Origin of the sequence: Cognatundibacterium luofuense, from assembly GCF_018139685.1 — a bacterium.
Lineage (GTDB): Bacteria > Pseudomonadota > Gammaproteobacteria > Burkholderiales > Burkholderiaceae_D > Undibacterium > Undibacterium luofuense.
On the sequence record NZ_JAGSPN010000405.1, the window covers coordinates 1 to 332 of the forward strand.

A 332-nucleotide genomic window follows, 5' to 3' on the forward strand; every position below is an offset into this window, starting at 1 on the left:
TGTGAGTCCCGACCCACAGGCACAGACACTGATACAGCAGGCTGTGAGCAAACAGCCGCATGCCAGTTATTTGCTGGTGCAGCGTGCGCTGCTGCTGGAACAGGCGCTGGTGGATGCCAACAGCCAGATTGCGGCATTACAGGCGGATTTACGTGAGCAAAAAGCACTCAATCAATTGAATCAACAGACCAATAGCCAGACATCACAGCGTTTTCTGGATGCGGGCAATACAGGCTGGGGCAATAGCGCAGTGACGCGTCCGACGACAGCGACATCCTCATTGGCGGCAAACGCCTATCCACCTGCGACGCCTTCCACTCCGGCCTGGAATC

Annotated in this window: 1 protein-coding gene; it reads left to right on the forward strand. The window is 56.3% G+C overall.

All coding sequences use genetic code 11. The features are described 5' to 3' along the window. Window positions 1-43: 43 nt before the first annotated feature. Window positions 44-332 (forward strand): DUF2076 family protein (locus KDM89_RS20970; RefSeq protein ID WP_212689763.1); only part of this gene is annotated, 289 nt, incomplete at its 3' end.